Genomic DNA, 25,512 nt, shown 5'->3' with positions numbered 1-25,512 from the left:
TTTTATTTTTTCTAAAAAGCTAGCACAATATACCTATTTTATACATTACAAAAAGTAAAAAGGTTTCTTATAGTAAGTAAATATTGTATAATGGTTATTGGAATTTAAAATAAGGCTGTTCTCGTAAAGATTGTTGCTTTCGAGAGAATTGATATATCGTGGTGTAACTGTTGGTTGATTTCCGCTGCGGACAGTTGCTTTCCGCGGGCACGGCTTCAGCCTCCTTGCCCCAAAATTACTTTCATTCCATTATTGGACGCCATTCCAGCGAAGGAAAAACACGGAGACTCCTGCGGGAAAGCGAAGTGATGAGACCCCGCAGTGAGCGTTCTTTGCGATCGAGGAGGCTCAGCGCAAGCCCGCGGAAAGCGTAGTGATTTTTCCGTAGCGGTCGCAGGGCAATGAACATGGTTTTTGGTTACTTCGTAGTTTATATCAACTATGAAGATGAAATAGCAACAATGCGTACGAAAAGAGCCTAAAATAATGACATTCATACGAAAAAGGAGTTACTTGATTATGAATAATGTAAAAGAATTTCGAACTGCATCACATGATATTGATCCAATCTATTTGCAAAGGTGGTCACCAAGATCATTTTTAAATAAAGAAGTACCGGAAAATGTTTTGCATAGTATATTTGAAGCGGCACGATGGGCGCCATCTGCGGCAAACATGCAACCATGGCATTTTGTAGTGGCACGTAATGATGAGGATCGCGCGAAGTTTCTTTCCTTTATAAATGAGAACAATGTGGCGTGGTGTAAAAAAGCACCTGTACTGATCGCTATTACTTCGAAAATGGACTCAGAAAGATTTGGCGACAACGTCACACATGCTTTTGATACTGGTGCAGCCTGGGGTTATTTAGCTTTAGAGGCGACCCGTAAAGGATTAATCACACATGGTATGGGTGGTTTCAACAGAGATCAAGCAAGAGAAATATTACAGGTTCCTGATAATTATGCAATTCAGGCTATTATTGCACTTGGTTATAAAGGAGAAAAGGATTTACTAGAAGAAAAGTTTCATGAAAGAGAAAAACCATCTGATCGTAAGGAAGTAAATGCGTTTATTTCAGAAGGTATGTTCACAAAAGAATAATTACTTTTTGAGGGCATTAAGTATAAAATGCTCTCTTTTTTTGTTGCGCTTTAAATTTTCTTATGCTAGTATTTTAAACTTATGGAATTAGTTGAAGTGGGATCCGAAATGACTGCATGAGAATAATAGTACATGCATAATAGAAAGGATAAATAGTCCGATTTGCCCCCAATGAAAGAGTTTAAGTTATGTGGAAAACGGTTATATTATATATGTTAAACCTTAATATGGTAATCGCCTTCCAAAACAATTTATTACTTAATTGAAAAAATGAAATTATGCAAAGAAAGGACTAATTATGGAAAAACATACATATAAAAATCCCGTATTTTTTATTTCAGTAATCATTGTAACTTTTTTAGTACTATTTGGAGCAATTTGGCCTGAAAAATTTAAAGTCGTAGCCGGAGAACTATTTGGATTTACTACCATTAACTTTGGCTGGTTTTATCTGTTAGCCGTATTCATTTTTGTCTTATTTTTAATTGGAATCTCCATTACGAAATATGGGAAAATTAGACTTGGACCAGCAGATTCTCGTCCAGAGTATCCATTTTTCACATGGATAGGAATGCTATTCTCAGCCGGATTTGGTGCTGGTTTGGTATTCTGGGGTGTTGCAGGACCAATGAGTCACTTTTTCAAAACACCTTTTCTTGGCTTAGAAAGTCAAACTGAAGAAGCAGCGAGAGTGGCAATGGGTTATGCTTTTTTCCATTGGGGGGTTAGCCAATGGTCAGTATTTGCAATTGTTGGACTAGTAATTGCCTTCTTGCAGTTTAAGAAAAGTAAAAAAGGATTAATTTCAACATCGATTAAACCAGTGATTGGTAAAAATAAAGGGGTTGCAACTACAATTGATTCCTTGGCTGTTATTGCTACAGTTATGGGGGTTGCAACATCTTTAGGTTTAGGTATTCTGCAAATGAATGGTGGTCTAAAAACAGTTTTTGGTGTTCCTGATTCATTGTGGATTCAAATTGCTATAGCAGGTGTAATGTTATTGCTATATTTACTTTCATCAAGTACAGGACTTAACAAAGGGATTAAATGGTTGAGTAATATTAACTTAGGGTTATGCCTGTTACTACTATTATTTGTATTTTTTGCTGGACCGACTGTATTTATATTAAATTCATTTGTTCTTGGTTTAGGTGATTATTTTACAAACTTTATTCAGTATAGTTTGCGTCTATCGCCTTACACTGGTGAAACGTGGGTAACAGAATGGACTATTTTCTACTGGGCATGGGCGATTGCTTGGTCACCTTTCGTAGGTGCTTTCGTTGCTCGTGTATCGAGAGGGAGAACCATCCGGGAATTTGTATTTGGTGTTTTAATTGTTCCACCTGCGATTGCATGTTTATGGATTGCCGCATTTGGGGGTACAGCACTTTTCAGTGATCTAAATAATGGCACACAAATTGCTGAAGCGGTAAATAAAGATATGGCTGTTGCGTTATTTAAAACATTTGAGGGTTTACCATTAACAGATATTATGTCTGTATTGGCGATAGTCCTGATTTTCACTTTCTTGGTTACATCGGCTGATTCTGCGACCTATATATTAGGAAGCATGACGTCAAAAGGGAGTCTTAATCCTGGACTTATTGGAAAAATGATTTGGGGTACATTGATTACTGCAATTGCTGTTGTATTATTAATTGCAGGGGGATTGAATGCATTACAAACCGCATCGCTCGTATCTGCTCTGCCATTTACCATAATATTACTATTGATGCTCCTATCCTTTGTGAAGATGCTTAAAAAAGAAAAAATACCAAATAGAAAAGATTAATGCTTATCCATGCAGTTAAGGGAACACTCCTTTAACTGCATTTTTTTTGTTCACTAATCGAGGTAGCGACTGATGTAGTAAGACCAGTTACGGCTATCATAATTCCGGAAGAGAAAATATGTGCATTAGGAATTAAAATCCACCCCAAAAAAATAACAACTATGTCGATGAGAAAAATTAAGATGCCAACATTAATTCTAGTAGTTTTTGAAATCATTAAAGCAAGTAAATCAGTGCCACCTGCACTAGACTTAGTTGTTAACATAAAACTGATTCCGATACCAATTATCACACCACCGCTAAGTGCAGAAATTAAAATAGGAAAGGAAGCAATGTGGGATAAGGGATGGAAAAGATCAATAAAGAATGAACTAATTAATAAACCATGTAATCCGTTATAAAAATACGGTCTGACATACTTCCATGCAAAAAGATATATAGGTAGGCTTAAGACGATAATCGTTAACCCTGGCTTTAAACCAAGTGTGTATTTTGCTATTAATCCAATCCCAATTATTCCGCCATCAATTAAGTGGTTTGGGATAATAAATAGATTGATCCCAAGTGCGATAAATAGACTTCCAATCAGAATTGCTACCATTTTTCTAAACATCTTCATTCCACCCTTGTCCAAAACAACCTTATGGTAAATGTATGCTTTACGGGTGAACATATATACTTATAATAGACTTGTCATTTCATTTAGCTTATAATTCATCTTAGAAGGTGGGTGATTCAGATGGGAAGGATTTAAAACAAATACATAAAGTAAATTCACAAAAAAGATTTAGTGGACTTATAAAACTTCCTTTACTGAATCACATACAAAAAGAGCGGTCTTTATCATACTTAAAACATATCAGGAGGTGAATTCCTTGTATTTTTAAATGCAAGGATATTAATTGGAAATAGTTAATTTACTTATGGTTGTCATATTGATTATTCTTACAGCATTCTTTGTGGCAACCGAATTCGCAATCGTAAAGGTACGTGCTACACGTTTAGATCATTTAATAGCTGATGGTAACAAAAGCGCTGTATATGCTAAGAAACTGGTTGATAATCTGGATGCCTACTTATCAGCCTGTCAACTAGGGATTACCGTTACTGCTTTAGGGTTAGGTTGGTTAGGAGAGCCTACCGTAAAACATATGCTAGATCCATTATTTATTGAATTTGGAATTAGTCCGGGGTTATCTGAAGTGCTATCGTTTGCCATTGCATTCGGGGTTATTACATTTTTGCATGTTGTAATTGGTGAACTGGCACCTAAAACAATTGCGATTCAGAGGGCCGAATTAATTACGTTAATTTTATCGAGACCACTAATATTCTTCTATAAGATCATGTATCCGTTCATCTGGTTACTAAATGGTTCTGCTAGGTTATTTATTCGTTTATTTGGGTTTCAGCCTGTAAATGAACATGAAGTTGCACACTCGGAAGAAGAACTTCGATTGATACTTTCACAAAGTTATAAAAGCGGGGAAATAAATCAGGCCGAAATGACGTATGTAAATAATATTTTTGAATTCGATGATCGGGTAGCAAAAGAAATTATGATTCCCCGAACAGAAATGATTTGCTTTTTTGCCGAAGATAGCTTTGAGGAAAACCTTGACGTGATAAAGGAAGGTCAATTTACACGCTATCCTGTGGCAGATGAGGACAAGGATCATATTATTGGCTTGGTGAATATTAAAGAAATATTTACAGGCCACATCCATAAGGAACCGGAATCGTTGGATGAATACATTCGACCAATACTTCATATAACCGAAGCAACACCGATTAAACAAGTTCTTATAAAAATGCAAAAAGAGCGCATCCATATGGCGATTGTTATCGATGAATATGGTGGAACAGCAGGATTACTAACAGTAGAAGATATCTTAGAAGAAATTGTTGGCGATATTCGTGACGAATTTGATACGAATGAGAAACCAATGGTGGAAGAAATAGATGAGACGACTACGTTAGTTGATGGAAAAGTTTTGTTAGATGAAATTAATGAAGTATTTGGTATTGACTTAGAAGATGATGAGGTAGATACTATTGGTGGATGGATTATCACTCATAATCTAGATGCTGTAAAAGGTACTATCATAGATTTTAATGATCATCAGTTTATTGTTGAGGAAATTGACGGGTATCAAATAAAGAAAGTAAAAATTGTTAAAAGCTAACTAAATATAAGGTTTTCTAGGGTTCCGCAATGTAAATTGGTCTGGTCCAAGAGGAAACGCACATAACTTGAATGTGTACACGGAGGGACAAAAGCCCGGGAGGATATCTTATACAGATATCATCTCGGGCTTTTAATTATTGGCTGTTTTCGTAAAGATTGTTGCTTTTGAGAGAATAGATACAAACTGCGAAGTAACCAAAAGTCATGTTCAGTGCCCTGCGACCGCTACGGAAAAATCACTACGCTTTCCGCGGGCTTGCGCTGAGCCTCCTCGATCGCAAAGACCGCTCACTGTGGGGTCTCATCACTTCGCTTTCCCGCAGGAGTCTCCGTGTTTTTCCTTCGCTAGGGTCAGCTAATAACTTCAGTGATTGGAGCTGCGGGTAGTCGACTCCTGCGGGAGGAAAGGCATAGGTGAGACCCCGGAGTGCGGAGCACGAGGAGGCTCACCAGCCACCCTAAGGTGCGCGACTACCCGCAGCGGAAATCACGTTTCTGTTACATCGCAGTTTATTTCCGTAGCGGTAAGTTACGTCGCAGTCATATCAACTATGAAGATGAAATGCAACAAATGCGTACGAAAAGAGCCTAATTATTAGAGGAGTGTTTATAGTGCAAAAAGAATGGAACATTGTATTTCTTGCAGGATTATTTGAAATTGGGTGGGTAGTAGGGCTTAAGCATGCAAATATTCCAATCGCATGGTTTGGAACAGCAATTGCCATTTATTTAAGTATGCATCTATTAATCGTTGCATCAAAAAGGCTGCCAGTTGGTACAACCTATGCCGTATTTACAGGGATTGGCTCCGCGGGAACGGTTATTTTAGATATTGTTTTATTCCAAGAGCCATTTAGCTTAGCGAAAATTTTATTAATCGGACTATTACTCGCTGGTGTTTTTGGTTTAAAAACAATTACAAAAGAGGTTGAGGGGGCGAAAGGCTAATGGATTGGTTCTTCTTAATTATTGCGGGTTTAGGCGAAGTTCTTGGTGTGATGGGAATAAATAAAGTTAATCAAAATAAAAGCTGGAAATCGTTTCTCTTATTGTTCGGCGGTTTTATTATCAGTTTCGTATTTTTATCTGTAGCCATGAAAACCATTCAAATGAGCACTGCCTATGCAGTTTGGACAGGAATGGGGACAGTTGGCAGTGCGGTAATCGGAATTATCGTTTACAAGGAATCAGCCGATTGGCGTAGGATTTTATTCATTAGTATGATTTTGTCTGCGGCGGTTGGATTGAAACTTATTGGCTAATTTTCTATGTTTAGTTATCAAAGATATCGGTAATGCAATTAGTAAATGGTACTTATAAAGGAGTGCAGATAACTAATGGATTTAACCGAACAAATAAATCAATTAGAAAAAGTGGACAACGGAAATTCGAATAAAGTTTTTACGATGTATTTAAACACTGACCCTTCAGATCCCGAGCAACAAGCTGGCGAATGGAAAATTCATTTAAAAAATGGATTGCATAACTTTGAAAAGTATTTAGCAGAAGATGAAAACCATGGAGATCTTAAAGATTTTCAAGTAGTGAAAGAAAAAGTGAGGAACTTTGTAGTAGAGAATGAACAAAAATTTCGTAAAGGTATTATTTTATTTGCAACTGCAGAGGAAGATGTTTGGTTTGCAGAACGTGTCCAAATGAGATTAACAACTGAATTCTATTGGGAGAGTTATCCTGTCCTTGATCAATTAAAACAATTACATGAAACGTTCCCGAAGTCTGGAATCGTGCTTGTGCAACAGGATCAAATTAAGGTTATTGATACTGAATTAGGTGAAATTAACGATACATCACATTATGAATTAGATATAGATACAGATAGTTGGAGACAAATGACAGGCCCTCATAAAGCTGATGCCTCTATGGGAAGTGGTGGGAAAAGTACACAAAAAGATAGCTTTAATGCTCGTTATAGTGCTAATAAACATCGATGGTACAAGCGTATTGCACCAGCCATAGACAAACAAGCTAAGGATCGTGAATGGGAGAATATTTATATTGTTGGGGATCCAGAGGCAGCGAATGAGGTTGAAGCCCAAATGAATAAGACTGCAAATCAAGTTATTCAAAAAAATTTGCTGGATCATGAGGAAACGAAAGTTCTGGACGAAGTATTTGGATAAAAAGTTAGAGCTGAATCTTAATGGTTCAGCTCTTTTTACGTACCAAAGTAAGATAATCAGGTTCATGCGCTTTTACATGCAGGGCAAAGACCGTAAATTTCAAACTTATGTCCTTCTATAGCATAGTTGGCAAGGGTATTTTCCACTTCATTCATTGGACAAACATCTATTTCTTTTGTCTTTCCACAATCTTTACAGATGAAGTGGTGGTGATGGTGGTGTGTACATGAAATTCGAAAATGTTTTTCCCCATTAAGTTCTGTCGTTTCTAGAATTCCTACCTCATTAAATAGATGTAAATTACGATAGACCGTATCAAAGCTAATACCTTCATAGGTTGGCTCAAGATATTGGATTAGATCCTTAGCAGTACGATAGCCATCTGCTTCAGTAAAAAAAGTCAAGATATCCTCGCGTTTTGCTGTTGATTTATAGCCATCTTCCTTTAACTTGGTTATTGCATCTTTTAGCTTCATTAATTCACCACTCTCTTTTTTGAAAATTTCTTTATTCCAATTGAAATGAGTAAAATAATAATAGATATTAGTACAATCGTACCACCTGGGGGTATGCTGAAATAATAACCGGACAGTAATCCTAGAATAACAGCTGTTTCACCAAATACAACAGATAAAAAGATAGTTTGTTTAAACCCTCTCGTAAGTCTCATGCTCGCTGCAACCGGTAATGTCATTAACGCTGAAACAAGCAAAACACCAACGATTCGAATAGAAGCAGCAATAACTAGTGCAGTCAGAACAATGAATAGTAGATGAATGGCCTTTGCATGTATGCCAGAAACGCTTGCATGTTCTTCGTCAAAGGATAAAGTGAATAATTCTTTATAAAATAAAAAGATAATAAGAATAACAAATATCGATATACCCAGGATGGATAGAAAATCTTTTTGACTGACAGCTGATACCGATCCAAATAAATAATTAAATAGTTCGGTATTAAAACCATCTGCAAGTGAAATGAAAATAACACTTAGTCCAACCCCACCTGATAGGATGATAGGGATAGCCAGATCCTGATAGGTTTTGTACACCCCTCTTAACTTTTCAATGAAAATGGATCCTATTACGGAAAAAATCATTCCACCATATAGTGGAGTAATGATAGTAGTTGCGAATTTTTTTTCTAGTAATAAACCGAATGCAATCCCAGCTAGTGTGACATGGGAAAGTGCATCTGCAATCAGCGATAAGCGTCTCACAACAATGAACGTACCAAGCAGCGGAGCAATTATGCCAATCAAAAGTCCGGTTAAAAAAGTGTTTCTTAAAAAGTCATATTCTAAAATATCTGCTAGCATAAAAGTTCCTCCGTATTAATGATCATGTGTAACTAGGTTTACTGGGTGTCCATAAAAACGAGAAAGATCACGGTCTGTTAAGGATGAATACTCCTTAGGATCTCCGTGAAAGTATAATGTTTTGTTTAAGCAAACAATATCTGTGGCATGTTCAGTCATGATGCCAGTGTCATGTGTGACAAGCAACAAAGTGATATTACGCTCTTGATTTAATTGGTGTAATAAATCATAAAATCGTTGGACATTTTCATTATCTACTCCAACAGTTGGTTCATCTAATATGAGTAATTTAGGGTCATTCACAAGTGAGCGAGCAATAAAAACGCGCTGCTGTTGTCCGCCTGATAGATTACCAATGTTTTGGTAGGCATATTCCCCCATACCAACCTGATCAATGGCCTTTAAGATTTCGGCCTTATGTTTTTTTGTGAAAAACTTTAAGTAACCGACCTTTGCTGTTAATCCCATTGATACTACTTCAAATACGGTAGCAGGGAAACCTTTATTAAATGAATTGGATTTTTGTGATACAAAGCCAATATGATTCCAGGCTCTAAATTTTCCAATTGGTTCATTAAACAAAGAGATTTCACCGTGATCAGGTTTCAGGATTCCTAATATAAGTTTGATTAAAGTTGTTTTACCTCCACCATTCGGGCCGACTAACCCCATGAATGCACCTTGGGGTATTTCGAAGTTTATGTTGGATAGAACAGCTTTATTTTCGTAAGCATAGTCTACGTTTTTCATCGAAATTATGGGCTCGCTCATTTTAGACCACCTTGCTTTCTTAATTTGTTGCTTTATCTAACACGTTTAAGTTCTGCTCCATCAAGGAAAAATAATCTTTATCATTTTTTATATCTTCCTCTGTTAAAACAGAGAGATTATGAATTTGAAGAGCCTTGGCACCAATCTGCTTCTGAATGATTTTAGAAACTCGGTCAGAACCATTTTGTTCAAAAATAACATAATCCATGTTATATTTCTTTGCCTTATCAATTATTTTGGTTAGTTCTTTTTGTGATGGTTCATCACTTGATGTTAAACCACTAATAGCAATTTGTTCAATTCCATACCGTTCTTCCCAGTAACTATATGCTGCATGTGATACTAGGATTTTTTTATCTTTCTTTTTTTGTAGGGTTTCTTGGAATTTTTTATCCAATGCAAGTAAATCCTTTTTTAATGATAGAAAGTTCTTTATATAAAGCTCCTTTTTATCTGGATTTAGTTCTATTAATTCACCTTTTATTATGCCAGCTATATCAATCATTCGTGTCGGATCTAGCCAGATGTGTGGATTGTGATCACCGTGATTATGCCCGTCGTTTGACTGTTCATCAGCATGATCGTCTTCGTTCTCACTTTCTTCTGTGTGAAAAAGTTCTTCATGTGTACCAAGTTCAATCAATGCTACATCCTCAGGTTTTAATGCATCTGCAGCAGTTTCTGCAAAACCTTCCATACCTGCGCCAAGAAAGATGAATGCATCACTTGTCGCGATGGATGTCATTTCCTTTGATGTTGGTTCGTATGTATGTGCATCAACACCAGGAGGGTAAACAGACTCAACATTTACTGTATCGCTGCCAATACGTTCAGTGGCATATTGAATTGGATAAATCGATGTATAGATTGTCATACCGGCTTGCTTATCTCCTTCAGAAGATGTTGAGCTACAGCCAGCTATTATAAGTGATAGTAATAATAATGATAGAAAAGTGCTAAACTTTCTCAAAAACGTTTCCTCCTCAAACTTGATTACCTAAAATATCATATCGTAATGATTACGATTTGTAAACAGTAATGATTACGATTTTAGTTTGTCATGATTACTTGAGTTTTATTCAGTTACATAAGGAAAGGTTAGTTTGTTGACATTTATACGATAGGGGGGTATAGTATAAGTATAAACATAAAGGACGTGATGTAGATGGAAAAGAAACCTGTGACACCAAGAACTAATGAGGAGAAGCAAGCAGTAGTTAACCGTTTAAAACGTATCGAGGGGCAAGTTCGTGGCATTCAAAAAATGGTGGAAGAAGATCGTTATTGTGTAGATGTTCTTGTGCAGATTAGTGCGATTAATGCCGCGTTAAAGAAGGTTGGTTTTACTATGATGGAACGACATACAAAGCATTGTGTCAGTGATGCTGTTCAATCAGGTAATGGTAATGAAGCTATTGATGAATTAATGGAAGTTATGAAGCAACTTTCCAAGTGATCGGAGGGATAAAACATGAGTGATACACAGCATATTAAGACGGAATTCGATGTTTTTGGAATGACGTGTGCAGCATGTTCGACCAGGATTGAGAAAGTATTGAATAAGCAGGATGGTGTTCAGCAAGCATCGGTTAACCTAGCAAATGAAACTGCTACTATTGAATACAAATCGAATCTAATTACGCCAGCTGATATGATTGGAAAGATTCAAAAGCTGGGCTACGATGCAAAGGCAAGGGCCGATGAGGAAAATAAACAAAAGTATAAGGAAAAACAACTGAAGGGTATGCGGATTAAGTTAATAATTTCAGCTATACTTTCCATTCCACTTTTAGCAACAATGTTAAATCATTTTCAGGGTGTAGATATACCTGGGATTATGATGAATCCATGGTTTCAGTTTGCCTTAGCTACACCAGTCCAATTTATTATTGGTTGGCAATTTTATGTTGGTGCCTATAAAAATTTACGAAACAAGAGTGCCAACATGGATGTTCTTGTTGCGTTGGGAACTAGCGCTGCCTACTTTTACAGTTTATACGAGTCTTTAAAAACAATTGGCAATCCAAACTATATGCCTCATTTATATTTTGAGACAAGTGCAATTTTGATTACGCTAATCTTAGTTGGAAAATATTTAGAAACAAGTGCAAAGGGAAAAACAACGCATGCAATTTCTAAGCTGCTTAATTTGCAGGCCAAACAGGCGCGTGTGATTCGAAACAATGAAGAGGTAATGATTCCGGCAGAGGAAGTAGTTGTTGGAGAACGAATTGTCGTAAAACCGGGTGAGAAAATACCGGTAGACGGTATCGTGAAAAAAGGTAAAACTTCAATTGATGAATCAATGATTACTGGTGAGTCCATACCTGTTGAGAAAACTATTGAATCCAATGTAATTGGGGCGACAATAAATAAAAATGGATCAATAGAAATTGAGACAACAAAGGTTGGCAAAGACACCGCTTTGGCATCTATAATAAAAGCGGTAGAAGACGCACAAGGTTCAAAGGCTCCAATTCAGCGTTTGGCTGATATAATATCCGGGTATTTTGTTCCTATAGTTGTTGGCATTGCTGTAGTGACCTTTATCGTGTGGATTACACTCGTATCGCCAGGAAACTTTGAGGCAGCATTAACCGTTGCAATTGCTGTATTAGTCATCGCATGTCCATGTGCTTTAGGTTTAGCTACTCCAACCTCCATTATGGTTGGCACCGGAAAAGCAGCTGAACATGGCATTCTTTTTAAAGGCGGAGAACATTTAGAGCGTACACATAAATTGAATGCTATTGTTTTTGATAAAACAGGTACTATTACAAAAGGAAAACCTGAAGTTACAGACTTTATAGGAGATCAGGAAGCATTACAACTTTTGGCAAGTGCTGAAAAAGGATCAGAGCATCCTTTAGCAGAAGCAATTGTTTCCTATGCGACTGAAAAGGGTATTGAATTAATTGAAACAGAAGTATTTAATGCGATACCTGGACACGGCATTATTGCAAAAGTTGATGGGAATCGTATATTGGTTGGAACAAGAAAGCTTATGATTGAAAATGGGATAGAAATATCAAAAGCAGAAGACCAGCTAGTTGACTATGAGAAAAGCGGGAAAACGGCAATGCTGATTTCGGTAAATGGTGATTATCGTGGAATTGTTGCTGTTGCGGATACAATTAAGGAGTCTGCAATAGATGCGATTAAACAGTTGAAAGACCAGGGTCTTGAGATTTTCATGCTAACTGGGGATAATGAACGCACCGCAAAGGCAATCGCAAGTCAGGTTGGTATTCATCAGGTTTTTGCACAGGTTTTACCAGAGGAAAAAGCGGATAAAGTGAAAAGTATACAACAAAAAGGTAAAATAGTGGCAATGGTAGGTGATGGAATCAATGATGCACCAGCATTAGCTATTGCTGACATTGGGATAGCCATTGGTACTGGAACTGAAATTGCCATCGAAGCCGCAGATGTCACAATCCTTGGCGGTGAGTTATCACTAATTCCAAAAGCAATCCGATTAAGTGATGCTACGATCCGAAATATTAGACAAAATTTATTTTGGGCTTTTGCCTATAACAGTGCTGGGATTCCGATTGCCGCTATAGGCTTATTAGCTCCATGGATTGCTGGTGCAGCAATGGCGTTCAGCTCTGTAAGTGTTGTTACCAACTCGCTAAGATTGAAGCGGGTTAAATTATAAAAAATAGAAAGAGGGATTATTCATGCAAACAACTATAGATGTTCGAGGAATGACATGTGGTCATTGTGAAAAAGCTGTAAAAGGTGCATTAGAAGGGCTAACAGGCGTCACAACTGTTGAGGTCCACTTGAGTGCAGGGAAAGTGGATGTTAGCTATGACGATTCAAAAGTGTCAATTTCTGACATGCGTGAAGCAGTAGAAGAACAAGGTTATGATGTAGTAGCATAAATGATAAGCTGGTTCTCGTATGGGAACCGGCTTTTTTTGGCAGATAAGAAAGATAAACGTTAGCCTTATGACCCACCTTTCCAGAATGGTAGATATAGCACTTTCGACTCGTTTTCGTTAGTCGAGTTTTCCAGCCAAAAGTCAAAAATATGCTATTGCAGGTGTCCTGCTTTAAAAGCGACTGGACGGTTGTTCTTACTACTAACAGTCCGCAAATTAAAAAGTATATTTTGTCATAAAAAAATATACTCCTTTTTGTAAAAAGATGATAAACTATAGAAACTGTAGTAAATATTATATAGTACAAAAGATTTATTATTGGGGGTAATAGACGTGGAACAACTAATGCGTAATTTCTTTTTATTTTTGTCGAAAAATAAAACGCTTACACGACTTGCGAAAAAATATGGCTTCAAATTTGGGGCTTCACGTTTTGTAGCTGGTGTTGATATCGATCATGCAGCAACGAAAATCAAGGAAATTAATGACATGGGTTATGTGGTAACTATCGATCACTTAGGTGAGTTTATTGACAATGAAAAAGAGGCAAGAGAGTCTGCTGATGAGTGTGTTCATGCAATTGAAATAATAGATGAAAAGAATTTAGATTCACAAGTTTCATTAAAATTGACCTCAATGGGGTTGGATGTGTCTGAAGAGCTAGTAATGGAGAACATGCGTAGAATCTTGGATGCTGGAAAGAAGCATAATGTTACCGTTACTATTGATATGGAAGATTATGAGCGTCATAGACAAACCTTAAATATTTTTAAAGAATTGAAAAAAGATTACGAGAATCTTGGTACAGTTCTACAAGCATACTTATATGAAACAGAAGATGATATCACCGAGTTAAATGAATATGATCCATATCTGCGACTTGTTAAAGGTGCTTATAAAGAAGCGCCAGAAGTGGCATATCCTCTGAAAAAAGATGTGGATGATAATTATAAGAAAATCATTAAGATGAACTTATTAAATGGTAACTATACAGCGATTGCAACGCATGATGAAGCGATTATCAGCTATGTGAAACAACTAGAAAAAGAGCTTGAATTGTCCCGTGATCAATTTGAGTATCAAATGCTCTTTGGTATTAGGAAAGATTTACAGGATAAGTTGATGAAGGAAGGATACAAAGTACGTGTATATGTACCATATGGTAATGACTGGTTTGGCTACAATATGCGTCGCTTAGCTGAGCGTCCAGCGAACGTAATGTTTGTATTAAAAGGCGTATTTAAAAAATGATGATAAGGGTGTCTAAAAAGGCGCCCTATTCTATTTATCAATCAAACTTGTAAGAAGGGATGGCAATTTGTGACTTCAGCCATACCAACCTAAGATGAAATAAAACTCAAAATAAATTCTAAAATTTTCATAAATATTTATTGCGAAATGTCTGACTTTAATATATAGTATAAGTAGACGGATAGGCAACTATCTTTTATTTTTAGGATTAAAAATGAATGAGTATTCATTCAAATGAAGATAGGGGGATATAACATGAAGCAAACAATCAAGCGTGCCGCGGTATTAGGCTCTGGTGTCATGGGGACTGGAATTGCTGCCCACTTGGCTAATGTAGGTATACCAACAATTATGCTCGACATTGCACCACGCGAGTTAACAAACGATGAAGAGAAAAAGGGATTAACATTAGAAGATCGTGCGGTTCGAAATCGAATTGCAGCACAAAGTAAAAAGGCACTTTTAAAACAAAAGCCATCACCAATCACATCGAAAAGTAGTCTGGACTTAATCGAGATTGGCAATATGGATGACGATATGGAAAAACTAAGCGACGTTGATTGGATTATAGAAGTCGTCGTGGAAAATTTAGATATTAAGAAAAAGGTATTTGCAAATGTAGATAAATACCGAAAAGAAGGAACGGTTGTAAGCTCCAATACATCAGGAATTTCAGTAGAAGATATGGCTGCTGATCGTTCAGAAGACTTTCAAAAGCATTTCCTTGGTACACATTTTTTCAACCCAGCACGTTATCTGAAATTACTTGAAGTTATCCCAACAAAAAATACTGATCCAGAGGTTTTGGCATTTATGAAAACGTTTGGTGAAGATGTACTGGGAAAAGGTGTTGTAGAAGCAAAAGATACGCCTAATTTTATTGCAAACAGAATCGGTACGTATGGACTTCTTGTAACTGTACAGGAAATGCTTAAAGGTGGGTACAGTGTTGGTGAAGTAGATTCAGTGACTGGTCCAATGATTGGACGTCCAAAGAGTGCAACATTCCGGACGCTCGATGTAGTGGGACTTGATACTTTTATCCATGTAGCAAAGAATGTATATGATCAAGTCGACGGTAAAGAAAAAGAAGTATTTGATGTACCTGAATTTCTTCTGAAAATGCAAGAAAATGGGTGGCTAGGAGCAAAAAGCGGCCAAGGATTTTTCTTGAAGAAAAAAGATAAAAACGGTAGTACGATTTATGAATTGAATCCTGAGACACTAGAATACGAAGATCGCAAAAAGTTAAAAACAGCTGCAACGGAAATGGCGAAGCAAGAAAAAGGAACTCGCCGAAAATTGAAAGCGCTTGTATCAGCTAAAGGTGATAAAGCTAGTGATCTAGTGTGGTCAATTTCCAAACCTGCATTAATCTATTCAGCAGAGTTACTTAGCGAAATTGCTGATGATATTGTTTCTATTGACCAGGCAATGCGCTGGGGATTCGGCTGGGAACTCGGACCATTCGAAATGTGGGATGCGATTGGTGTTCGTAAATCAGTAGAACGCATGCAAGAAGAAGGGGAAACAGTTCCTAAATGGGTGCTTAAGCTATTAGAAGATGGAAATGAAACATTCTATAAAACCGAGAATGGTAATGTTTATTACTATGATAATGGCGAATATAAACAGCAAACGTTTAACAAAAAAGAAATTAATTTAAAGCGTTTAAAAGATGTAAATGGCGTAATTAAAAGTAATGCCGGTGCTAGTTTAATAGATTTAGGCGATGGTGTTGCTGGACTAGAGTTTCATTCAAAAAGTAATGCAATCGGTCTAGATACAATGCAAATGGTAAATTACGCATTGGAAGAAGTCGACAAAAATTACCGCGGACTTGTTATTGGTAATCAAGGAAAGAATTTCTCTGTCGGTGCAAACCTTGCTTTAATGTTATTTGAAGCACAGGACGATAACTTTTTTGAATTAGACATGGTTGTAAAACAGTTTCAAAATGTAGGAATGAATATTAAGTATTCAAATAAGCCTGTCGTTGCTGCACCATTCAATATGGCACTTGGTGGAGGAGCAGAGGTGTCGTTACCAGCGGCAGCAATTCAAGCTTCAGCTGAGACATATATGGGACTAGTGGAGTTTGGCGTCGGACTTATCCCTGGCGGTGGTGGAACGAAGGAGCTTTACCTGAAACAACTACGTAATCTACCAAAAGGTGTTAATTTTGATCTAACAAAAGTAGCGAATGATGTATTTGAAAAGGTAGCTACAGCAAAAGTATCTACATCGGCTGCTGAAGCTCGCGAGAATGGCTACTTAAACAGTCAGGATGGCATTAGTGTAAATCCAGATCACTTATTACATGATGCAAAACAGAAAGTGCTAGCCCTTGCAAATGCAGGCTATCAGGCTCCAAAACGTGAAAAGGTACCGGTTGTTGGTGATTCCGGATACGCGGCAATGCTAATGGGTGCAAAAGCATTACAAATGAGTGGATATGCATCAGATTACGATGTGAAAATCGCTGAGAAGCTTGCATATGTTTTATCAGGAGGACGAATTAAAGAGGGAACACTTGTCGATGAACAAGTTTTACTAGATTTAGAGCGTGAAGCATTCTTAAGCCTAATTGGTGAACCGAAAACACAACAACGGATGCAACACATGTTAGTAAAAGGAAAACCATTACGTAACTAATTGAAGAGGGGGAAGTAATGTGAAGGAAGCAGTTATTGTTGCAGGTGCAAGAACCCCTGTAGGCAGAGCAAAAAAAGGATCACTCGCAAATACAAGACCAGATGATTTAGCAGCGTTAACCATTAAAGAAACGTTAAAACGCGCTGGCAATTATGATGGAAATATTGATGACGTTATAATCGGATGTGCTATGCCAGAAGCTGAACAAGGAGCAAATATGGCACGTAACATTGTCGGCCTGGCTGGATTAGAAACAACCGTGCCTGGAATTACCATTAATCGATTCTGTTCTTCAGGATTACAAAGTATCGCGTATGCAGCGGAAAAAATTATGATTGGGGCAAGTGATACTGCCATCGCCGGTGGAGCTGAATCGATGAGTCTTGTTCCAATGGGCGGTCATGTGATTAAGCCGAATACAAAGCTTGTTCAAGATGCTCCAGGCTATTACATGTCAATGGGCCATACAGCAGAAGAAGTGGCAAATCGCTTCAATATTTCTCGTGCAGATCAGGATGCTTTTGCAGTTCGTAGTCATGAAAATGCAGGAAGGGCAATCCAAGAAGGTAGATTTAAAGATGAGATTGTACCGGTTGAAGTGACACAGCGTTTCGTAGGTAAAAATAATAAAATTGAAGAAAATTCAAGCATGTTTGAAATGGATGAAGGTGTTCGTCCGGGGACAACAGAGGATGTTCTCGCAAAGCTTCGTCCAGCCTTTAATGTGAAGGGATCTGTGACAGCAGGGAATTCTTCACAAATGAGCGATGGTGCAGCTTCCGTTCTTGTGATGGACCGCGAAAAGGCAGAGGCAGAAGGATTGGTGCCACTCGTGAAATTCCGTTCATTTGCTGTTGCTGGTGTTGAACCGGAAATTATGGGTGTAGGTCCAATTGAAGCAGTACCGAAAGCACTTAAGATTGCTGGGTTACAGCTCTCTGACATTGGATTATTTGAACTAAACGAAGCGTTCGCAGCACAAGCAGTACGTGTCATCCAAGGACTTGATTTAGATATAGATAAAGTAAATGTAAATGGTGGAGCAATCGCACTTGGACACCCACTCGGATGTACAGGTACAAAGTTAACCTTAAGCCTTATCCATGAAATGAAACGCCGTAATGTACAATATGGTGTCGTAACCATGTGTATCGGTGGCGGAATGGGAGCTGCAGGAGTATTTGAATTACTTTAATTGGTCTTTTTCACTCAGGCTTTATTATAAATTTTGTTGATATTAAAAAATCTGTATTTGAAATTAATGCTCACCAGCAGTGGAAATATGCGAGACTCCCACGGAAAGGGAGTATATTTCCACTGCGGAATATAACAACCTAAATAACAACGATCTTTACTAATAAAGCCTTCACTATTTATTCCATTATAAAGGGGACATTAAATATGAGCGATACAAAAGAAAAAATCTTTAAAGGTGGCGCATTTTTAGTTGAGGACTTGACCGCTGATGATGTCATTACACCAGAGGATTTTACAGATGAACACAAAATGATTGCAAAAACTACTGAAGATTTTGTTGTCGGTGAAGTTTTACCGAAAGTTGAAAATCTAGAAAATCATGAATTCGAACATTCAGTGGATTTGTTGAAAAAAGCTGGAGAACTCGGTTTACTAGGTGCTGATGTACCAGAGGAATACGGTGGATTGGCACTAGACAAAATTAGCTCTTCCTTGATTACCGAGAAGTTTTCGCGTGCAGGTGGTTTTTCAGTAACACACGGTGCACACGTTGGTATCGGTTCGCTACCAATTGTATTTTTTGGAAACGACCAGCAAAAAGAAAAATATTTACCAAAGCTTGCAACAGGTGAATTGTTGGCAGCCTATGCATTAACAGAGCCATCTTCAGGGTCTGATGCATTAGGAGCAAAAACAACTGCTAAATTAAATGAGGCAGGAACGCATTATATTTTAAATGGTGAAAAACAATGGATTACAAACTCAGCATTTGCCGATGTATTCGTTGTATACGCGAAAATTGATGGTGAGCATTTTTCAGCTTTTATAGTAGAACGTGAATTTCCAGGTGTCTCAACTGGTCAGGAAGAAGAAAAAATGGGAATCAAAAGCTCATCAACAAGAACATTAATTTTAGAAGATGCTGAAGTGCCTGTTGAAAATTTATTAGGTGAAAAAGGACGCGGCCATGTTATTGCGTTTAATATTCTTAACGTTGGACGTTATAAATTAGCTATCGGTGGTGTCGGCGGGTCAAAGCGCGGAATTGAATTAGCTACTAAATATGTGAACGAACGTAAACAGTTTAATACACCAATTTCAAGCTTTTCACTTACACAGGAAAAACTAGCAACTATGGCTGCTAGAACGTATGCAAACGAAAGTGCTGTATATCGTACAGTAGGGCTATTCGAGCAACGTATGGGTGCATTAACCGATGAACAATTAAAAGATGGTCGTGAGGTAGCTCGGGCAATTGCTGAATACCAAATCGAATGTTCCATGAACAAGTACACCGCTACGGAATGTCTCGATTATGTTGCTGATGAAGCTGTACAACTACATGGTGGATATGGTTTCATGGAGGAATATGAGGTAGCTCGCATGTACCGTGACTCACGTATTAACCGTATTTTTGAAGGGACAAACGAAATTAACCGTCTAATCGTACCTGGAACATTGTTGAAAAAAGCAATGAAAGGTGAATTACCATTACTTCAAAAGGCACAAAGTTTACAAGAAGAATTAATGATGATGATGCCGGAAGAAGTTGGTACAGAAACATTAGAACAGGAAAAATATCTATTAAGGAATGCGAAGAAAATGGTGTTACTTGGTGCTGGCCTTGCAGCGCAAACGTATATGAAAAAACTAGATAATGAGCAAGAAATTCTAGTTAACTTAGCTGACATGACTGCTGAAGTTTATAACATGGAAGCTGCAATTCTTCGCACGGAAAAAGCAATTAACAAATCTGGCGAAGAGAAAAATAAACAAAAGCTTTTATATACGCAAGTTTATGTACAAGAAGCGTTCAACCGTGTCGAAGCAGATGCAAAAGAAACATTAATTGCAATTGAAAAAGGTGACAACCTACGCATGATGCTTTCATCATTACGTAAGTTAACACGTCATACGCCAACTAATGTTATTGCAAAGAAACGTGAAATCGCAGCGACGATTATTAAAGAAGAGCGTTATGTAGTTTAATATTGTACGGGAAAGAGCTGCAATCTTGTGGATTGTGGCTCTTTTAAACTTGTAAGCGGACATAGATTCCGCTATTTGGTATAAAAGGGTCTAATTATTAGGTTGAACGGACACACGTTCCGCTATAATACGAAATAACTGCTGTTACCCGGTGGTTCTCCACTAATAACGGAACCTATGTCCGGCAAAACTAGTATAATAGGAATTTTCTTGGAAATAAGGGATCCTGTGACAGGTTAAAAAGTTGAGCTACCAGTCATCTAAGCTTATACGATCTTGCTCGTTGAGTTCCACTTGCAACGCTTAAAATATGTAAATCAACCAGGTTATGTAAGATGCGTCTAGTATGACGGTCACTTATTCTTAAATGTGTGGCAATCTCAAGAGGAGTTATTGGACGTAGCACACGACGGGCAAATCGCACAACTTCTGCTTCAAGCCAGGATAATTGGGAAGGTGTATTAGTTGAGGAAAATTTACCGATGAAAGCAAGTATAAGCTGTTGACATTTTTTAGGCTCATCTTTGATAGATAAGTAGGCGATAGGTAATAATGTCCACCCATCAAGGGCTAACAATGAATGGCGCCAACATAAATCTTTAAAACGCCTTACGTCAAGATCTCTTGCATGAGGTCCATAGCCCTGGATCTCAATACATCCTTTCGCATCACCAGATCGGTAGGCAAGATCAAGGTAACGATAGCTATTGTTGAAATCACGTACTTCCCATTCCGGGTATAAATGATTAAAATTCCCTACAGTAGGAAACCAAACTATACGAAGAAACTCAACTGTACCATGTCCAAGACCCTTCTCTAGTAATTCACGTCTCCTATGATTTTTTTCTTCGGCAATCTGTTTTAGTAGCCATTTTTCATATTCTTGGTCAAATTTTAGCATTACTATTCTCCAATCTATTGTTTAATTTTCTATTTTTGAGTACATATCGGAACTAGTAGGATTTCATTCATCATGCAAAGGATGGTACAGGAAGCTTGAAGATAAATGCCTGATTAGGTAATTCGTGGATGTGAATTGTGGTTTTGGGCGGACACAGGTTCCGTTATTTGGTGAAAATAACGTGAATGATGGATTAAGCGGACTTAGATTCCGTTATTTGGTTATATGGGAGTTATTTTGTAATGGTTTTTAGTAAATAAAGGATCTGATGTCCGTTAAGATGTTGAAAATAGAAGGTTTTGTAGAATTAACGGAATGTGTGTCCGGCCCGGCAAAATCTAACTTCAGTCACGAAAAAAATAGACAAGGGATCTGCGGGGGAGCTTATTAACAGTATTTTCAGTATATCATCTAAAATAATTTTTTCCTATTCTTATTTGCGGCTACGGGTGTTAAATGGATGGCAATACAAATAATCCAGCTTTTCAATCGACCATACACGGCAATATTTGCTATAATAAATATGCATTTATTGAAATGGTTTGGAGGAATGCTTGTGGCTTTAACATTTTATTGGTATCCTAATTGTGGCACTTGTAAAAATGCAAAAAAATGGCTAGACGGTAACAATATCGATTATACTAGTATACATATTGTTGAACAGACACCATCTAAGCAAACAATTTTAGATCTGATGAACAAAAGCGAACTTCCTGCTAAGAAATTTTTTAACACAAGTGGGAAAAGCTATCGTGAAAAAAATATCAAAGATAAAATTGCAAATGCATCAAACGAGGAAATGTCCGAGATTTTAGCGTCTGATGGTATGCTAATTAAACGACCAATTACAACAGATGGCGAAAAAGTAACAGTTGGATTTAAAGAAGATATCTTTAATCATACATGGAAAAAATAATAGAGAACTAATTATCGGAGGGATTGTAATGAGCTTACCAAAAGACTTATTGTATTCAGAGGAACACGAATGGGTAAAAAAGGAAGATGGCAAAGTACGAATTGGTATAACAGATTTTGCGCAATCTGAATTAGGGGATATCGTATTTGTTGAACTTCCTGAAGTAGGAGACGAAATTGAAGCTGACGAACCTTTTGGTAGTGTTGAATCAGTTAAAACTGTTTCTGAATTATATGCTCCTGTGAGCGGGAAAGTTGTTGAAATTAACGAAGACCTTGAAGATAGCCCGGAATTTGTTAATGAATCACCATACGAAAAAGCATGGATGGTTGTAGTTGAACTGTCTAATGAATCAGAGATTGATGAATTATTATCTCCTGAAAAATATGAAGAAGTAATTGAAGAAGATTAATTTCGTGAAATAATAGTATTTTAGGCTGACTTGCCCCTATAAAAATGGAGGTATAGTCAGCCTTATTCATAAAGCGAGAAGGTATAAAATATAAATCTGTATACAGTGACAATACGTCAAATCTTCATTGGATAAGGAACATACAGCGATATAGGGGCACTTACGCTTTTGATCAATCATATAATTACTGTATAGAGTTATTTGCTTGATTTCATGAGGAGTGATATGTCATGATAACACCTGAGTCTGACAAAGTGATTATTGTTGAAGGATTAACAGATAAAAAACAAATCGAAAAGATAATCATGGATCCTGTTACGATTATTTGTACAAATGGAACTTTAGGTGTGGCTCGATTTGACGAGCTTTTAGACACGTATGATTTGGACAATAAAGACGTATATATCCTTGCAGATGAAGACAGTGCCGGGATGAAACTTAGAAAACAACTTGCACGAGAACTTCCTCACGCTGAACATATTTATGTGAGTAGCGAGTTTCGTGAGGTGGCGACAACCCCGGAATCTTTACTTGCGACTGCACTAGTAGGCAAGCGAATTAATGTTAATCCAATTTTTTTGATTTGAATTATTTTGTAGTAAGGTGATAGCATTGCAACCCATAACTGATGAACAACTAAAACAAGATCATTATTTTTTATACATTTATACTCCTTTTTGTGGAACATGCCATTTGGCAAAAACGATGCTAAACCAAATTGAATCGGTTCATAATGAGGATATTTTTCTGGAAATGAACGCTTCCTTACACCCTGAATTCATGCAGGAAGCACAAATAGAAAGTGTTCCATGTCTTCTCATAATGGATCAGCATCAGATAAAAGAAAAGATATATGCATTTCAATCCATTCCAAATATCTACACTTACTTACTAAAGTATGAACCAAAACTGTTTGCAAACAATTAAATTTCTTGTTGACAGTTGTTATAACAGGTGATACGATTTGATTTATAATTTAACACGAATTAAATACTTTTACACTCTTATCTAGAGCGGTGGAGGGGCTGGCCCTATGAAACCGCGGCAACCTTCAAACGAATTATCGTTTGAAAGGTGCTAACTCCTGCAAAGCAATTGCTTTGACAGATGAGAGAACGTAAAGACTAATATTATTACGTCTTTCTGTTCTCTTACAGAAAGGCGTTTTTTATTTTACTGATAGAAAGTATAAGTTTTTAAGGATATCAGTATAAGTGCAACTAAGGCTTTCGCCATTAAATCTTGGCGATAAGCCAAGAGTTCTAATAGAAGGAAGGTTTTTGCATGATTTCAATTGAAGGCTTAAGAAAGCAATTTAAAACGAATAAATCGACAATCAATGCGGTTGATGATTTATCACTAACGATAAAAGAAGGAGAAATATATGGTGTCATTGGGTATAGTGGCGCTGGTAAAAGTACATTTGTTCGTTTGCTAAATCGTTTGGAGGAGCCTTCAGATGGTCGTATTGTGATTGATGAACAGGAAATAACTTCTCTTAACACGAAGCAATTGCGATTGGCGAGACAAGAGATAGGTATGATTTTTCAGCACTTTAACCTTCTTTGGTCCAGAACAGTGAGAGATAACATCGCTTTCCCATTAGAAATTGCCGGGATACCAAAAAGCGAACGTGATGAACGAGTCACCGAACTTATTGGTTTAGTTGGCCTAACGGGTAGGGAAAGTGCTTATCCTTCTCAGCTAAGTGGTGGACAGAAGCAGCGGGTTGGAATTGCAAGGGCGCTTGCGAACAATCCAAAGGTACTGCTTTGTGATGAAGCAACATCTGCACTTGATCCGGAAACAACAAATTCCATACTTGATTTATTAGTGGACATTAACCAAAAGCTTGGATTAACCATAATTTTGATTACCCACGAAATGCATGTTATTCGAAAGATATGTAATCAAGTGGCTGTTATGGAAAATGGAAAAATTGTTGAACAAGGAGACGTCCTGGATATTTTCTTACGGCCAAAGCAACGGGTCACAAAGAAATTCGTAGAGCAGGTCATGGGTATAGAAGATGAAGATGAAAGTGTGAATCAGCTCATTCAAAGCTATGATCAAGGAAAAATTGTTCGGCTTCATTTTATCGGTGAAACGACTAATCAAGCGTTAATTAGTCACTTGGCAAAGAACCACCAAATTGACATTAATATTTTGCAGGGGAAAATCACTCAAACACAGCGAGGCGCATACGGAACAATATTTGTTCAAATGATTGGAAAAAAAGAAGACTTAGATAAAGCTGTACGTTTTGTGAAAGAAGACACCTCGGTAGAAGTGGAGGTGATCCGAGATGTTAACTAATTTTTTCCCGGATTTGGATGTACAGGATTTTTGGATTGCCACTTACGAAACGTTTTATATGACGATTTTAGCCTTAATCGGGACGTTTATTATAGGAATTATACTAGGCTTGCTTTTATATCTCACAACTAAAGATGGAATTTGGCAAAATAAATTTTTAAATCTTATTGTAGCAACGATAGTAAATGTTTTCAGAGCGATTCCGTTTATCATTTTAATTTTACTATTATTCCCGTTTACAGAGTTTTTAATTGGTACGATACGTGGTCCGAACGCGGCGTTGCCAGCGTTAATTATTGGAGCAGCACCATTTTACGGAAGACTAGTTGAAATTGCTTTGAGGGAGGTAGATAAGGGCGTAATTGAAGCAGCGAAATCCATGGGGGCTAAAACACGAACAATTATCTTTCGGGTACTGTTACCTGAATCCATGCCGGCACTTATATCTGGCCTGACAGTAACTGCAATTGCTTTAATTGGTTACACAGCGATGGCAGGTGTCATTGGTGCAGGTGGACTCGGAAATTATGCTTACTTTTATGGGTTTCAACGACACGATTTTGATGTTGTACTCGTTTGTACCATATTGATTGTTATTATTGTATTTATTTTTCAGTTCATTGGAGACTTCATTTCCAACAAATTAGATAAAAGATAAGGGGAGA

Annotated in this window: 24 protein-coding genes, 1 pseudogene and 2 riboswitches; of the genes and pseudogenes, 19 read left to right on the top strand and 6 right to left on the bottom strand. The window is 37.3% G+C overall.

From position 1 onward, the window contains the following. Nucleotides 1-519: 519 nt before the first annotated feature. Together LG329_RS04885 and LG329_RS04880 are read left to right on the top strand one after the other, a co-directional pair. Nucleotides 520-1,104, top strand: a complete 585-nt coding sequence (locus tag LG329_RS04885; RefSeq protein ID WP_404454083.1) for a nitroreductase family protein — start codon at nucleotides 520-522, stop codon at nucleotides 1,102-1,104. A gap of 298 nt (nucleotides 1,105-1,402) precedes the next feature. Next, nucleotides 1,403-2,902, top strand: coding sequence for a BCCT family transporter (locus tag LG329_RS04880; RefSeq protein WP_404454080.1), 1,500 nt, complete (start codon nucleotides 1,403-1,405; stop codon nucleotides 2,900-2,902). A gap of 31 nt (nucleotides 2,903-2,933) precedes the next feature. On the opposite strand, the gene LG329_RS04875 is transcribed toward LG329_RS04880, so the two are convergent. Next, a complete protein-coding gene (locus tag LG329_RS04875) occupies nucleotides 2,934-3,515 on the bottom strand; it encodes a YitT family protein (protein ID WP_404454078.1) in 582 nt (193 codons plus the stop codon). A gap of 289 nt (nucleotides 3,516-3,804) precedes the next feature. Between LG329_RS04875 and LG329_RS04870 the strand changes: the two genes are divergently transcribed. From LG329_RS04870 to LG329_RS04855, 4 genes are all read left to right on the top strand, one after another. Beyond that, on the top strand, nucleotides 3,805-5,088 hold the full coding sequence (locus LG329_RS04870) for a hemolysin family protein (protein ID WP_404454077.1): 1,284 nt from the start codon (nucleotides 3,805-3,807) through the stop codon (nucleotides 5,086-5,088). Between the two features lie 5 nt (nucleotides 5,089-5,093). After that, nucleotides 5,094-5,192: riboswitch (guanidine-I (ykkC/yxkD leader) on the top strand. A gap of 510 nt (nucleotides 5,193-5,702) precedes the next feature. Then, complete coding sequence (locus tag LG329_RS04865) at nucleotides 5,703-6,038, top strand: DMT family transporter (RefSeq protein WP_404454074.1); 336 nt, start codon at nucleotides 5,703-5,705, stop codon at nucleotides 6,036-6,038. Next, nucleotides 6,038-6,352, top strand: coding sequence for a DMT family transporter (locus tag LG329_RS04860; RefSeq protein WP_404454071.1), 315 nt, complete (start codon nucleotides 6,038-6,040; stop codon nucleotides 6,350-6,352). The genes LG329_RS04865 and LG329_RS04860 overlap by 1 nt, the downstream gene beginning before the upstream one ends. Before the next feature lie 75 nt (nucleotides 6,353-6,427). Continuing rightward, nucleotides 6,428-7,231 carry a VLRF1 family aeRF1-type release factor gene (locus tag LG329_RS04855; RefSeq protein ID WP_404454069.1) on the top strand — a complete coding sequence of 268 codons (804 nt, stop codon included), beginning with the start codon at nucleotides 6,428-6,430 and terminating at the stop codon, nucleotides 7,229-7,231. A 62-nt stretch (nucleotides 7,232-7,293) separates the two neighbouring features. Here the strand turns inward: LG329_RS04855 and LG329_RS04850 are convergent, their stop codons facing one another. The 4 genes from LG329_RS04850 to LG329_RS04835 are packed head-to-tail and all read right to left on the bottom strand — an operon-like array spanning nucleotide 7,294 to nucleotide 10,290. After that, nucleotides 7,294-7,707: a Fur family transcriptional regulator gene (locus LG329_RS04850; protein ID WP_404454066.1), complete on the bottom strand. Its 414-nt coding sequence runs from the start codon at nucleotides 7,705-7,707 to the stop codon at nucleotides 7,294-7,296. Next, complete coding sequence (locus tag LG329_RS04845) at nucleotides 7,707-8,549, bottom strand: metal ABC transporter permease (protein WP_404454064.1); 843 nt, start codon at nucleotides 8,547-8,549, stop codon at nucleotides 7,707-7,709. Before LG329_RS04845 ends, LG329_RS04850 begins: the two co-directional genes overlap by 1 nt. Before the next feature lie 15 nt (nucleotides 8,550-8,564). Next, nucleotides 8,565-9,320, bottom strand: a complete 756-nt coding sequence (locus tag LG329_RS04840; RefSeq protein ID WP_404454062.1) for a metal ABC transporter ATP-binding protein — start codon at nucleotides 9,318-9,320, stop codon at nucleotides 8,565-8,567. A 19-nt stretch (nucleotides 9,321-9,339) separates the two neighbouring features. Continuing rightward, the gene (locus LG329_RS04835; protein ID WP_404454059.1) at nucleotides 9,340-10,290 is read right to left on the bottom strand and encodes a metal ABC transporter solute-binding protein, Zn/Mn family; all 951 of its coding nucleotides are present in this window, start codon (nucleotides 10,288-10,290) and stop codon (nucleotides 9,340-9,342) included. Nucleotides 10,291-10,485: 195 nt separating this feature from the next. On the opposite strand from LG329_RS04835, the gene LG329_RS04830 reads away from it, so the two are divergent. From LG329_RS04830 to LG329_RS04800, 7 genes and pseudogenes are all read left to right on the top strand, one after another. After that, nucleotides 10,486-10,776 (top strand): metal-sensing transcriptional repressor, encoded by a 291-nt coding sequence (locus LG329_RS04830; RefSeq protein ID WP_404454056.1) that lies wholly within the window; start codon nucleotides 10,486-10,488, stop codon nucleotides 10,774-10,776. A 36-nt stretch (nucleotides 10,777-10,812) separates the two neighbouring features. Beyond that, nucleotides 10,813-12,981, top strand: a pseudogene (locus LG329_RS04825) (heavy metal translocating P-type ATPase); the annotation flags it as partial. A 22-nt stretch (nucleotides 12,982-13,003) separates the two neighbouring features. Further along, on the top strand, nucleotides 13,004-13,210 hold the full coding sequence (gene copZ / locus LG329_RS04820) for a copper chaperone CopZ (RefSeq protein WP_404454053.1): 207 nt from the start codon (nucleotides 13,004-13,006) through the stop codon (nucleotides 13,208-13,210). A 333-nt stretch (nucleotides 13,211-13,543) separates the two neighbouring features. Next, the gene (locus LG329_RS04815; protein WP_404454051.1) at nucleotides 13,544-14,461 is read left to right on the top strand and encodes a proline dehydrogenase family protein; all 918 of its coding nucleotides are present in this window, start codon (nucleotides 13,544-13,546) and stop codon (nucleotides 14,459-14,461) included. A gap of 255 nt (nucleotides 14,462-14,716) precedes the next feature. After that, nucleotides 14,717-17,116: a 3-hydroxyacyl-CoA dehydrogenase NAD-binding domain-containing protein gene (locus tag LG329_RS04810; RefSeq protein ID WP_404454048.1), complete on the top strand. Its 2,400-nt coding sequence runs from the start codon at nucleotides 14,717-14,719 to the stop codon at nucleotides 17,114-17,116. A 19-nt stretch (nucleotides 17,117-17,135) separates the two neighbouring features. Beyond that, nucleotides 17,136-18,311, top strand: a complete 1,176-nt coding sequence (locus tag LG329_RS04805) for an acetyl-CoA C-acetyltransferase (RefSeq protein ID WP_404454045.1) — start codon at nucleotides 17,136-17,138, stop codon at nucleotides 18,309-18,311. A gap of 206 nt (nucleotides 18,312-18,517) precedes the next feature. After that, entirely contained in the window at nucleotides 18,518-20,302 is a 1,785-nt protein-coding gene (locus LG329_RS04800) for an acyl-CoA dehydrogenase family protein (RefSeq protein WP_404454042.1), read from the top strand. A 256-nt stretch (nucleotides 20,303-20,558) separates the two neighbouring features. Here the strand turns inward: LG329_RS04800 and LG329_RS04795 are convergent, their stop codons facing one another. Beyond that, nucleotides 20,559-21,203, bottom strand: coding sequence for a transcriptional regulator (locus LG329_RS04795; RefSeq protein ID WP_404454039.1), 645 nt, complete (start codon nucleotides 21,201-21,203; stop codon nucleotides 20,559-20,561). A 556-nt stretch (nucleotides 21,204-21,759) separates the two neighbouring features. Between LG329_RS04795 and LG329_RS04790 the strand changes: the two genes are divergently transcribed. The 6 genes from LG329_RS04790 to LG329_RS04765 all read left to right on the top strand — a co-directional run bounded on the left by LG329_RS04790 (nucleotide 21,760) and on the right by LG329_RS04765 (nucleotide 25,505). Beyond that, entirely contained in the window at nucleotides 21,760-22,119 is a 360-nt protein-coding gene (locus tag LG329_RS04790) for an arsenate reductase family protein (protein WP_404456406.1), read from the top strand. Between the two features lie 28 nt (nucleotides 22,120-22,147). Next, the gene (gene gcvH / locus LG329_RS04785; RefSeq protein ID WP_404454037.1) at nucleotides 22,148-22,531 is read left to right on the top strand and encodes a glycine cleavage system protein GcvH; all 384 of its coding nucleotides are present in this window, start codon (nucleotides 22,148-22,150) and stop codon (nucleotides 22,529-22,531) included. A gap of 230 nt (nucleotides 22,532-22,761) precedes the next feature. Further along, nucleotides 22,762-23,118 (top strand): toprim domain-containing protein, encoded by a 357-nt coding sequence (locus LG329_RS04780; RefSeq protein WP_404454035.1) that lies wholly within the window; start codon nucleotides 22,762-22,764, stop codon nucleotides 23,116-23,118. Between the two features lie 25 nt (nucleotides 23,119-23,143). Then, nucleotides 23,144-23,458: a thioredoxin family protein gene (locus LG329_RS04775; RefSeq protein ID WP_404454033.1), complete on the top strand. Its 315-nt coding sequence runs from the start codon at nucleotides 23,144-23,146 to the stop codon at nucleotides 23,456-23,458. A gap of 74 nt (nucleotides 23,459-23,532) precedes the next feature. Further along, a riboswitch (SAM riboswitch) is annotated at nucleotides 23,533-23,645 on the top strand. Between the two features lie 170 nt (nucleotides 23,646-23,815). Beyond that, the gene (locus LG329_RS04770) at nucleotides 23,816-24,847 is read left to right on the top strand and encodes a methionine ABC transporter ATP-binding protein (protein WP_404454030.1); all 1,032 of its coding nucleotides are present in this window, start codon (nucleotides 23,816-23,818) and stop codon (nucleotides 24,845-24,847) included. After that, nucleotides 24,837-25,505: a methionine ABC transporter permease gene (locus tag LG329_RS04765; protein WP_404454027.1), complete on the top strand. Its 669-nt coding sequence runs from the start codon at nucleotides 24,837-24,839 to the stop codon at nucleotides 25,503-25,505. Before LG329_RS04770 ends, LG329_RS04765 begins: the two co-directional genes overlap by 11 nt. Nucleotides 25,506-25,512 lie beyond the last annotated feature (7 nt).

This window comes from Virgibacillus necropolis (assembly GCF_044793635.1).
Taxonomy (GTDB): Bacteria; Bacillota; Bacilli; order Bacillales; family Amphibacillaceae; genus Virgibacillus_F; species Virgibacillus_F necropolis_A.
Note: the sequence above shows the minus strand (reverse complement) of the source record. Positions and strands in the feature narration are given on the sequence as shown.